An 11,861-nucleotide genomic window follows, 5' to 3' on the forward strand; every position below is an offset into this window, starting at 1 on the left:
TGTTTTACTCTATTTATTACACTTTAATGCGCATAAAAAAGCAACTTTACGCATTTTTATGCGCATTAAAGTGTGGGTTCTCTCTTTTTAATGCGCATAAAACCGAGTGGGATACATGTTGGGTATTGGCTGGCGCATGATGTTGCGCAAGCGTAGACAGGGCATATTCGCTATTCTTATTGGGTGTGAAAACAAAAAAACGCCGCTGGTATCAGCGACGTTTCAATTGTTGCGCGCGTTCCGTCGAGAAATAGTTTCAGCGCACTGGGCTGGTGTTTCTCACCTCTGCCGCCGTTTCCAGTGTGAGTGCGTGTTGCGCCAGTGATTGGCAATCACTTAACGAACGCTCACGCACCTGTGCTTTTATCGCTGGCAGGGTGGGGACGCTCACTGAAAGCTCATCAACGCCGAGGCCAATCAATAGGGGAACGGCTTGGGTGTCGGATGCTATCCCGCCGCACACGCCTACCCATTTACCGTGTTTATGAGCGCCTTTGCAGGTCATTTCTATCAAGCGCAGTACTGAAGGGTGAATGCCATCTACCTGTGCCGCCAGTTTCGGGTGGCCGCGATCAATCGCCAGCGTGTATTGGGTGAGATCGTTAGAGCCAATCGAAAAGAAGTCCGCTTCTCGGGCGAAGATGTCTGCCATGACGGCAGTGGAGGGCACTTCCACCATAATGCCCACCTCATAATTGCTGACATCTAACTTATTGGCTTCTTCTATCACCACAGCTTTGGCTGCGCGCAACTCCTCGATGGTAGAGATCATTGGGAACATGATACGAACCGTGCTTTCTGGGTTTTCTTTGGCGGCTCTTAATATCGCTCGTACTTGTGTGCGCAATATCGAAGGACGATTTATGCCTATACGGATCCCGCGCTCACCTAAAAACGGGTTTTCTTCTGCTGGCATCGGCATGTAATCCAATGGCTTGTCGCCGCCTACATCGAGGGTGCGAATAATCACCGGTTGACCGTTTTGAGACTTAACGATTTGCTGGTAGGTCTCAAATTGCTCCTCTTCACTGGGCGCAGTTTGGCGGTCCAGAAACAAAAACTCGCTGCGCAGCAGGCCAACGCCTTCGCCGCCTAACGTCATCGCTTTCTCTGAGTCGCCGAGATTGCCGATATTGGCAACAATCTCTATTTGATGCCCATCAGAAGTGATCGCGGGCTTATCTTTGGCGGCTAAATCCTGTTTGGCCTGCGTGGCCGCTTGTTCCTGTTGGTGACGAATTTTCAGTATTTCCTCGTCTGATACATTGGTTTTTAAAGTACCTTTGAACCCATCAAGTACCACATTGGTGCCATTCTCTAACTGTTGCGCCTTGTCGTCGGTGGCAGCAACCGCAGGAATACCCATGCTGCGGGCAAGAATAGCTGAATGGCTGGATGAACCACCTTCGGTAGTGGCAAATCCGACGACTTTGTTGGTATCCAGTTTGGCAGTCATCGACGGTGTCAGATCTCGCGCCACCAAAATGGTGTTTTCTGGCAGTGTCAGAGATGGTTCCGGCATCGCCAGCAGGATCCGCAATACGCGTTTGCAGACATCTTCCAGATCGGCCACACGGCCAGCCATCACGGCATTATCTAATTGTGAGAGGATCTCACATTGGCCGTGAATAGTGCGCTGCCAGCTGAAGGGCGCCGATTTGCCTTGGGTAATTTTCTCTGCCGTGCAGTTGGTCAATTCTGGGTCATTGAGCAGTTCTCGGTGTGCATCGAAGATAGCCGCTTGCTCGTTACTTCCGTGGGAGATGACATCCGCTTTTAATGTTTGCAGCTGTTGCTTGGCTTTCTCTATCGCATCACTTAACTGCTGTTGTTCAGTCGTGACGTCAGTGCCTTGCTCTGCAAACTCAAAGGTTTCTTCTACCAGCTGAAAAACTTGGCCAATGGCTAAACCTGGCGATGCGGCTACGCCACTTAGCGTATTCGGATCGTCGTTGGTTTGGCCTAAAAGTGGTTGTTCTTCTTGTAGAGGAGTTGCGTTAGTTGCTGCACAACTTTGTGCTTTGCCACACGCTTCGCCAAGGCCATTGCGGATAGCTTGGCTTAGTTGGATGATCGCCTCCTCGGCATCCGGCCCTGAAGCCTGCACGCGGATCTCGTCGCCGAGTCGACTTCCCAAACCAAGAAGAGAAACCAGCGAGCGTGCGTTGGCTTTCCGGTCGCCAAGCAGAACCTGGATCTCGGCATTAAACTTATTGGCTTCAGCAACGAGATTAGCGCTGGGACGTGCGTGCAGTCCTGCTGGATTTGGCAGTAGAACGACCTCAGACGTCAACACTTCCTGCTGTCTATCCAATTTGACTTTAGGCAATGCTGTGCGGCTATACGCTAAGCGCAAACATGGCGCCCCCGCTGTTACCCGGCCCGTCTCGTTGGTCATGGTGCTTGTGCTGCATGAATTGGTGACGACCATCATGGTGTGTAGGCTTGCTGCCCGCTGCGCGACGATGGCAGCATTGAATTCGATCAGGTTCTCGCCCGCGCCAACGGTATCGCCCACTTTGATTTGCGGGGTGAACCCTTCACCTTTTAGCAGTACCGTATCTATGCCGATATGAAGCAGGATCTCTTGACCTGTTTCTGTTGTTAGCATGACAGCATGGCTATGTGGGTGCAGCATGGAAACCTTTGCACTACAGGGAGCCACCAGCATTTGAGGCTGGTCTGTAATGGCGGTTTCCACGGCAATCCCGGCGCCGACGATGTTTTCTGCAAAGATAGGATCGGGTACCGAACTCAGGGGGACGATATGTCCGTGCACAGGCGCTGCAAGATCCATTTCAACTAAGGAAGTAGCCGTATTGTTTATCATGGTCGTTTCCTCTTGCTCTAAAGTTATGCTGCTTGCAGCTGCTGATAAGATTGCACGATTGACTGGCAGGGGCGGCTGTTTTGCGTCAGGCTGGTAAAGCGACTGACCGCGGAATCAATCCCCTGTTGGCGAATGATGTTCTGCACTTCCACTGCTTGTTCGTCATCATTGTTCTCATATAAAAATGCCGCTGCGATAGCGCGAACCAGATTGTCGTTCGCTACGTTGTACTCCAACGTGCCCGCCAACGGTTTAATCAGTCGATCGTCGGCGCCCAGTTTGCGAATGGGTTGACGGCCCACACGTACAATTTCGTCATGTAAGTGGGGGTTGCGGAAACGCTGAATGATCTTGTTGATGTAATTCGCATGCTGCTGGGTATCGAAACCAAAGCGACGAATGAGTACTTCACCGCTTTCCGCCATGGTGTTGCGTACAGATTGTTCAATATCGTGATCGTTGATGGCTTCAGCGATCGTGGCATAGCCTTTTAACATGCCGAGATAGGCCGTGGTTGCATGACCCGTATTGAGGGTAAACAGTTTGCGCTCGACAAAGGCCAGTAGCTGATCGGTCAGCTCCATGCCTGGAATATTGGGGATCTCTCCGCAAAACTGCGTTTGGTCGACAATCCATTCACTGAATGTTTCTACGGTGACACGGAGAGGGTCTGAGGCGCTGTTTTCTGTCGGTGGCACTATACGGTCAACGGCTGAGTCAACAAAGCCGACATATCTCGCGACATATGCTTGCTGGCTTTTGGACAACTCGGCTAAAACCATCTCTTTAAGTTGCGAGCTACCGCGCACCATATTTTCACAGGCGATAATGTTGAGAGGGGTTTTGTTGCCCTGCTCTTGGCGCAGTACGATACCGATGGCGATAGCTGGTGCTACCATCTTTAAAACCGTTGGTCCTACGGCTGTGGTTATCATATCGACGGTGGCTATTTTGGCTGGCACATCATCAGTGATTGAGTGGAGTGCATCAACGCCAGTGACCAGGCATTGTTCGGATTTTTCGCCTACCACATCAACCGTGTACTGTTTCTTTTCCTTGAGAGCGTTAACCACCGTGTCGTTAACATCTGCGAAGGTAACGGCGATGCCTGCGTCAGCTAAAAGTTTGCCGATAAAGCCGCGGCCGATGTTTCCTGCGCCAAAATGAAGTGCTTGAGTTGAGTTTTTCATAGGTAATACTCCTCTGTCGCTGACGGCTTAGCCGCCAACAATTGGCAATAAGTTGGTTTAGTTAAAAGGTTGTTTTGTTAGGCGCTTTCGGCCAGGTAGTAGGCTGATTCGCCAGATAGCACTTTGTAGATCAGCGTGCTGCTGTCAGTGGTGGCGAGCACCGGCATGAGTCGTTCGTGTCCGATGATGTCGGCGAGTGATGCCAGCACATTCATGTGTTCATCGCCTTTAGCTGCGATGCCGATAAGTAGGTAGGCTTTTTCGCCTTCGCTGCCGTAGGTGATACCGTTAGGGAATTGGCAAACGACGAGGCCGGTTTGTTTTACGCGGTGTTTTGCGTCGGACGTGCCGTGAGGGATAGCGACACCATTCGCCATATAGGTAGAAACCTGAGCTTCACGGTCGATCATTGCATCCGCATATTCTGCATCGACAAAACCAGCATTGTGGAGCTTCTCGCCAACTAAACGGATTGCTTGTTCTCGGCCCATGGTCGGTAGGTCGATAAACACGTTGTTGATGGTGAGTGGGCTAGTGTCAGAAGGGAACACCGGCTTAGTTACTTTCGCAGCTGTTATCGGGGTAACCACTTCGCCATTCTTGTCGCCATCAGATTGAGTCAGACGATCAACCAGTTGGTCGTAGAACGCATGGTCCATAAAGTTAGACAGTGACAAGTGCTGTGCTGAAGGGCACTGGCGCACAGCGCGCTCGGTGAGATCCTGATGGGTGACGACGATGTCAATATCTGCAGGCAGGTCGTTAATGGCCAGGTTTTTAACCGTAATATCTAGCCCTTGTGCCTGTACTTTTTTGCGTAGGACAGTGGCGCCCATGGCACTTGAGCCCATGCCGGCATCACAAGCCACAATGATTTTGCGGATACTTTCCGTGCTGATTGTATCGGGGGTTTTCACTTCAGCAGAGATGCTAGCTGGCACTTGGCCTTTTGCAGATTTTTTCATGCCCTGCATTTGTGCTGCGGCTTTATTCAGAGAATCTTCGCCATCGTCTTCAGCAGCAGCTTGTTTGACAAAAATACTGGCGATAGAGAATGACACTGCAGTGGATACCGCGACGGATAACAGCACGCCAATAATGCTTGCTTTCGGCGTCATCATTAACAGAGCAATAATAGAGCCAGGAGAAGCCGGAGAGACAAGACCCGCATTGAACATAGTTAAGGTGGCAACACCGGCTGCACCACCGGCAATGACAGCGATGAGCAGGCGCGGGTTCATCAGTACATAAGGGAAGTAGATTTCGTGGATTCCACCGAAGAAATGAATAATGACAGCACCCGGCGCGGACTGTTTAGCATTGCCTTGCCCAAACAGAGTGTACGCAAGCAGTATGCCGAGTCCCGGACCTGGGTTTGCTTCAATTAGGAAGAAAATTGACTGGCCGACTTCGCTAGACTGCTGAATGCCGAGAGGAGAAAACACACCATGGTTGATCGCATTATTCAGGAACAAGATCTTGGCCGGTTCAACCAGTACCGAAGTCAGTGGTAATAAGTTGTTTTGCACCAACAGATCAACGCCGGCGGCGAGGGTATTAGAAACACCCGTGGCAATTGGCCCAATCACCATGAGTGCTACCAGCGCGAGTAACATGCCCACAATGCCGGCTGAAAAGTTGTTTACTAACATCTCGAAGCCGCTTTTGACTTTGCCTTCCAAGAACGCGTCCACCTTCTTGATAGCCCAGCCACCTAGCGGTCCAGCCATCATCGCGCCCATAAACATCGGCATATCTGAGCCGACGATGACGCCCATGGTAGTGGCTGCACCGACAACGCCACCACGGTCGCCGCCGATGAGCTTACCGCCGGTATAACCGATCAGCAGTGGCAGGAGATAGGTGATCATTGGGCCAACCAATGTGGCCAGTGTTTCGTTGGGTAACCAACCGGTTGGAATGAAAAGGGCGGTGACGAAACCCCATGCGATAAAGGCACCGATATTGGGCATCACCATGTTACTTAAGAAGCGTCCGAAGGATTGCACCCGGACTTTAGTATTGGCATTTAGCATATTAACCTACCTGCAACATTTCTTCTGTTTGGGTCATCGATGGTCAATGTTTCACTGTCGATGCCCCTTAATTGGGTAGGCTCATAATTGACTATTGGTTAAAAAATAAACGTGACAACCATCACGCGTAAAATTCGTGGCAAGAAAAATCATGCAGATCTGCATCACAAAAACAGATAGAAAAAGTGATATTTGAACTGGATCACAGCGATTGGCCACTTCTGTGTCGCTATTTTTGTGTGATATAGATCTCTTTTTGTCTTTGGGTCTTCCAGTGTTTAGGTGATGATTTGGGGTGTTTGTTTTCTGTACAGGCGTGCAGATTGGCGACAAAGGAGCCTTATCTGTTACATATATCTAACAAGCCTGACGCTGTTGCAGAAGAAATGGACTGAAGTGGGGGACTAAAGAGGGGGCGATTCAGTTATCTGAGTGACTGACTCGGAAGACCTCATTAAGAAGAGGTGATGAGCTTTTGCGCGATCGCGTTAATGGCTAATGCGAGTGCCGAACGGATGCTATTTTCCAGCGTGGCAATATATTGTTCACGTAGCTCAGGCTCTTCAGGTATGTTCTGCATACGCATTTCAAATTGTTGTAAGAGCATAGAGTCGAAGTGATGCAAAGATGCGAGCCCATTGAGAGCTATGGCAGACGTAAAACCGACCTCTTCTGGTGAGTTAAACAGTTGCTGCCTCAGTTGGGTTAGGTGTTCGATATCGGCAAACACCTCAGGCTCTAGCTTGCCCAAAGCCACAAGTAGGCGCGCTTTGAGTAGTGAATCATGCAGCGGCCCTTCCTGCGCGAGTAAGGGCGCGGTGACATAGCGGGTGGAATCGTCGGTTCCTTGAAATGCGGCTTCTAGTCCCGTTTGTAGCAATGCATCGAGCTGATCCATTATCAACGCTAGGCATCCCCGCAATGTGGGTAGGCGGGTGATCGCCTCCATTAAGGGGATTGATTCGTTTTCGTTAATTGGAACCGTAAGCGTTGGCATTTAAGTCTATGTTTTCAGTGTTTAATGACTGTGTTGTGCCGAATATCGACACAGTTGAATATTAAGCGCGCAAGTATGCAAGATGCTTCGACAATTGTCAGCTGGCAAAGGGCTATCATACCGTTCTTACTCGGCTTGTCAGGTCGTGTTTCATGGTCAACCTACGGATCCGTTGGCTAGATTTTTAATCAGCTGGTTATAAATATCTTCTTCCGCTAAATCAGCAACAAAAACATGCTTTGCAGAGGGGGACTGGCTAATGGCACGCTCTGTTAATCTCTTCTCTGCAATCACTAGGTCTGTATCGTCGAGCAAAGCTTCAATAGGTACATGCTGCACATCTAACTCCAGTCCCATGGCTAATGCCTTATGTTTAAGCAGTGATGCGCCGTGTAAACCGGCATCTGTATCTTGCTGTGCAACGACTGTGATCTTTTTAATTCCGGTCATAGGCAACAGGACTGCGCCGCCAAGGGGCGGTGTTTGCTCTGGCGAAGCTGGCACGGTACTCGCTGTGTTCATTGCGGTAGCGGTTGTGTCGTTGTTCGCTTTGTAAGTATGTTTAACCAATATACTGGCAATCACAAACGATACAGCTGTTGATACGGCGATAGCCAATACAACACCGAGGAAACTGGCTTTGGGTGTCATCGCAAGAATAGAAATAATGCTGCCAGGTGATGCTGGGGCTACCAAGCCTGCATTCAGCATACTTAGTGTGGCAACGCCTGAAGCGCCCCCCGCTATTACTGCAAAAACCAAACGCGGGTTCATCAAAATATAAGGGAAGTAGACTTCATGGATACCGCCAAAGAACTGAATAACCATGGCGCCCGGGGCTGAGTGCTTATTAATGCCTTGGCCATATAAGCTATAGGCCAACAGTACCCCTAAACCCGGACCGGGGTTGGCCTCTATTAGAAACAATATGGAGTAACCTGTTTCTTTGACCTCCAGCATGCTTAAGGGAGAAAGCACACCATGATTAATGGCGTTGTTGAGGAAAAGTACTTTTGCGGGCTCAACGAACAGTGACGTTAGTGGTAACAGGTTATTGTCTACTAATAGCTTTACAGCATCAGCAAGCATTGTCGAAAGACCAGAGGCTGCCGGACCAATGGCAACCATGGCCAACAGTGCCAGCAATATGCCTGTTATACCTGCAGAGAAGTTGGCCACCAGCATTTCAAAGCCACTTTTGACACGGTTTTCCAGCAATTTGTCTATACGTCTAATTGTCCAGCCGCCAATGGGGCCGGCGATCATCGCCCCCAGCAGCATCGGCATCTCAGCCCCGACTATCGCGCCTAGTGTTGCAATACTACCGACGGTGCCACCGCGTTCACCACCCAATAATTTACCCCCGGTATAGCCAATGAGGATAGGCAGAAGGTAGGTGAGTATGGGGTCTATCAAGGTGGCGAATGAGGCATTGGGAAACCAGCCGGAAGGTAAGAACAGCGCCGTCAGGAAGCCCCACGCAATAAAAGCACCTATGTTAGGTAGGATCATATTTGCGAGAAAACGGCCAAAGGATTGGATCCGAGTCTTTGTCGTGCTGTTGAGCATGTCTAACTTCCGCAACTAATTACTGTAGAGGCAGATGAGAGCATAGCCCTCAAACCTTCATGGCAATTTGTGATAATTCAAATAAGCTATGTTTCAACAAGTTACTTTAAGCTTCCGTGCGTTAGCTCTCATTCGTGAATGCTATTTGCTGCCATGCGCGGGTCGTTGTTAGCTATTTTAGGCAAAAAAATAGCCGGGCATGGCCCGGCTATTCATCTGCATGACTCGTTTTGGTGGATTATTCCACGGTGACAGCCTTGGCTAGGTTGCGTGGCTGGTCGACATCGGTGCCTTTGATCAGGGCGACGTGGTAGGACAGCAGTTGCAGCGGTACCGTATAGAGGATCGGCGCGACCAAGTCGTCACAGTGAGGAACATCCAGCACTTGCATGGTGTCGTCGCTGACAAATTGCGCATCTTTGTCTGCGAATACATACATCAGGCCACCACGGGCGCGTACTTCTTCTACATTTGAATGCAGTTTTTCCAGCAGCTCATTATTAGGTGCTACCACAATCACCGGCATCTCTGCGTCGATCAATGCCAATGGACCATGTTTGAGTTCACCTGCAGCATACGCTTCGGCATGAATGTAGGAGATCTCTTTAAGCTTCAGTGCGCCTTCCATCGCGATGGGGTATTGGTCACCACGGCCTAGGAACAATGCGTGTTGTTTATCTGCAAAGTCAGCGGCTAAGGCCTCAATGGCTTTAGAGCCACGCAGCAGTTGTTCCACTTTGGCGGGAACGGCTTTCAGCTCGCTGATCACTTCCGCTTCGCGCTCTGCCGTGATCTTGTTTTGCAAACGGCCGATGCCCAAGGTGAGTAGCAACAGCGCAACCAATTGCGTGGTGAACGCTTTAGAGGAAGCTACCCCAATTTCTACGCCGGCTTTGGTCATGAAGGCGAGGTCTGATTCACGTACCAAAGAAGAGCCCGGTACATTACATACGGCTAAGCTAGACATATAACCCATGTCTTTTGCTAGGCGCAATGCGGCGAGGGTATCTGCGGTTTCACCTGACTGAGACAGGGTGACAAATAAGCTGTTGGGGCGCACAACAGATTTGCGATAGCGAAACTCTGAAGCGATCTCAACATTACAGGTCACTCCGGCAATCGCTTCCAACCAATAGCGGGCCACCATACCTGAATTGTAGCTGGTGCCGCATGCACAGATCTGTACATGTTCTACTTTGGAAAGCAGTGTCTCACTGCCTTCGCCGAAAGCGTCAATATTGACGCCACTCGTAGATACACGTTGATCCAGGGTTTGTTGCAATGCCACTGGCTGTTCGAAGATCTCTTTCTCCATAAAGTGGCGGAAATTGCCTTTGCCACCGGCATCATGCTCTACGTCAGATTCAATCACTTCGCGTTGAACAGGTGTGCCATTAATATCAAAAACTTCTACACCGCCACGGGTAAGCTCTGCGACATCCCCCTCTTCCAAGTAGCTGAAGCGACGGGTAACAGGCAACAAAGCCAGCTGATCAGAGGCTAAGAACATTTCGCCGATACCGTAGCCGATAACCAGCGGGCTACCTGAGCGTGCAACAACTAAACGGTCAGGGTCATTTTTGTCCAATACTACCGTGCCGTATGCGCCTTCGAGTTGCGTTGCTGCTTTTTGCACCGCTTCGCGTAGGTTGCTGGCGGTTTTTAGTTCGTGATGAACCAGGTGCACAATCACTTCGGTATCGGTTTGCGATGCGAAGCTATAGCCCTTGTCACGAAGCATTTCACGCAGCTCATTGTGGTTCTCGATAATGCCGTTATGAACGACGGATAGGGTGCCGCTGGAGATATGCGGGTGGGCGTTAACTTCGCTTGGCTCGCCATGGGTTGCCCAACGGGTGTGCGCAATACCGATAGGGCCATTGGTCGCGGTGGCCGTGACAGCGTCGCTTAGCTCTTTCACTTTGCCCAAGCGGCGTACGCGTTGTAGTTCACCATTGGCATCTAGTACGGCGATGCCCGCTGAGTCATACCCGCGGTATTCTAGACGCTTCAGGCCTTCTACCAAGATTTCAGCTACGTTTCGTTGCGCTACGGCACCTACGATTCCACACATGTTCGATTCTCCAGAAAATTCATATTCGTTGTTAGGTTATCTATCCATCGTGGCACAAACGACGGTGACACCATGGCGTTCAATATCTGCTTTTATTTGTGGTGATATGTCGGCATCGGTAACCAAAGTATCGATATTGCTCCATGGCAACTCTAAATTTGGGATCCGTCTACCGATTTTGTCTGATTCGATTAACACCACGACTTCTCGTGCGACTTCAGCCATCTGCTGACTCAAACCGACTAACTCATTAAAGGTGGTTGTGCCGCGTTCCGGATCAATGCCATCCGCACCGATAAATAGCTGATCAAAGTCGTAAGCCCTGAGGACTTGCTCAGCGACCTGGCCTTGAAATGCTTCTGAGTGCGGATCCCAGGTGCCGCCCGTCATTAACAGCGTGGGTTCGTTTTCCAGTTCAAGTAAGGCGTTGGCGACTTTTATTGAGTTCGTCATCACCACTAGGCCTTGTTTCGAATTCAGGGCGGGAATGAGCGCGCCCGTGGTACTGCCGCTATCAATAATTATCCGGTTGTGATCTCGTATACGCGCCGCAGCAGCCAAAGCGATAGGTTTCTTTTGTTTCGAAATTTTTTGATCGTCTGCTTCACTTGAGTCACTGATCAGGTCTTTCGGTAAAGGCACGGCGCCACCGTAGCGTCTCAGCAATATACCGCTCTTCTCCAATGCGCTCAGATCTTTTCTGATAGTGACTTCGGATGTATCAAACTCTTTGGAGAGTTGGTCAACACTGACTTCACCCTGCGCTTGCAGCTGGGCAACGATTTGGTGTCGGCGGTTTTGTGTATTGCGTTTAGACATAACACCTAATGTTTCGTTTTTGGGGCTGCGACTATACCAATTCGAAACTTATTGGGTCAAACGAAACTTTTGAGTTTAAGTTGAAGCTCTAAAATGGCGATTAGAAAGCAATTATAGTTGGTGTTGAGTAAAGGGGATCTTTCGATTGGCTAAATAAAGTTACGACTGTTTAGCACTATGTGTTTCTGCCATGGCAAGCATATTGAAGCCGCATGATTTGGTCACATATAGAAAAGCCGCTTAAAAGCGGCATTTTCTGCTTTCGGTGGATATCAGGCTTAGATGCGTTTACTCGATATTCTGGATCTGAATAAATGGAATGATATTATTCTATTGATATTTAACA

At 49.8% G+C, this 11,861-nt stretch carries 7 protein-coding genes; all 7 read right to left on the minus strand.

From position 1 onward, the window contains the following. Positions 1-256: 256 nt before the first annotated feature. The gene (gene ptsP, locus EXY25_RS11565) at positions 257-2,830 is read right to left on the minus strand and encodes a phosphoenolpyruvate--protein phosphotransferase (RefSeq protein ID WP_207232158.1); all 2,574 of its coding nucleotides are present in this window, start codon (positions 2,828-2,830) and stop codon (positions 257-259) included. A gap of 23 nt (positions 2,831-2,853) precedes the next feature. Continuing rightward, a complete protein-coding gene (locus EXY25_RS11570; protein ID WP_130566895.1) occupies positions 2,854-4,020 on the minus strand; it encodes a mannitol-1-phosphate 5-dehydrogenase in 1,167 nt (388 codons plus the stop codon). Positions 4,021-4,097: 77 nt separating this feature from the next. After that, entirely contained in the window at positions 4,098-6,056 is a 1,959-nt protein-coding gene (locus tag EXY25_RS11575; RefSeq protein WP_130566896.1) for a PTS mannitol transporter subunit IICBA, read from the minus strand. Positions 6,057-6,510: 454 nt separating this feature from the next. Next, positions 6,511-7,053 carry an MltR family transcriptional regulator gene (locus EXY25_RS11580; RefSeq protein ID WP_130566897.1) on the minus strand — a complete coding sequence of 181 codons (543 nt, stop codon included), beginning with the start codon at positions 7,051-7,053 and terminating at the stop codon, positions 6,511-6,513. Positions 7,054-7,209: 156 nt separating this feature from the next. After that, positions 7,210-8,622, minus strand: a complete 1,413-nt coding sequence (locus EXY25_RS11585; RefSeq protein ID WP_130566898.1) for a PTS mannitol transporter subunit IICBA — start codon at positions 8,620-8,622, stop codon at positions 7,210-7,212. Between the two features lie 238 nt (positions 8,623-8,860). Beyond that, positions 8,861-10,696: a glutamine--fructose-6-phosphate transaminase (isomerizing) gene (gene glmS / locus EXY25_RS11590; protein WP_130566899.1), complete on the minus strand. Its 1,836-nt coding sequence runs from the start codon at positions 10,694-10,696 to the stop codon at positions 8,861-8,863. A 36-nt stretch (positions 10,697-10,732) separates the two neighbouring features. Beyond that, positions 10,733-11,515 carry a DeoR/GlpR family DNA-binding transcription regulator gene (locus EXY25_RS11595; protein WP_130566900.1) on the minus strand — a complete coding sequence of 261 codons (783 nt, stop codon included), beginning with the start codon at positions 11,513-11,515 and terminating at the stop codon, positions 10,733-10,735. Between the last annotated feature and the right edge of the window lie 346 nt (positions 11,516-11,861).

Source organism: Corallincola spongiicola, from assembly GCF_004284785.1.
In the GTDB taxonomy this organism is placed as follows: Bacteria; Pseudomonadota; Gammaproteobacteria; order Enterobacterales; family Neiellaceae; genus Corallincola; species Corallincola holothuriorum.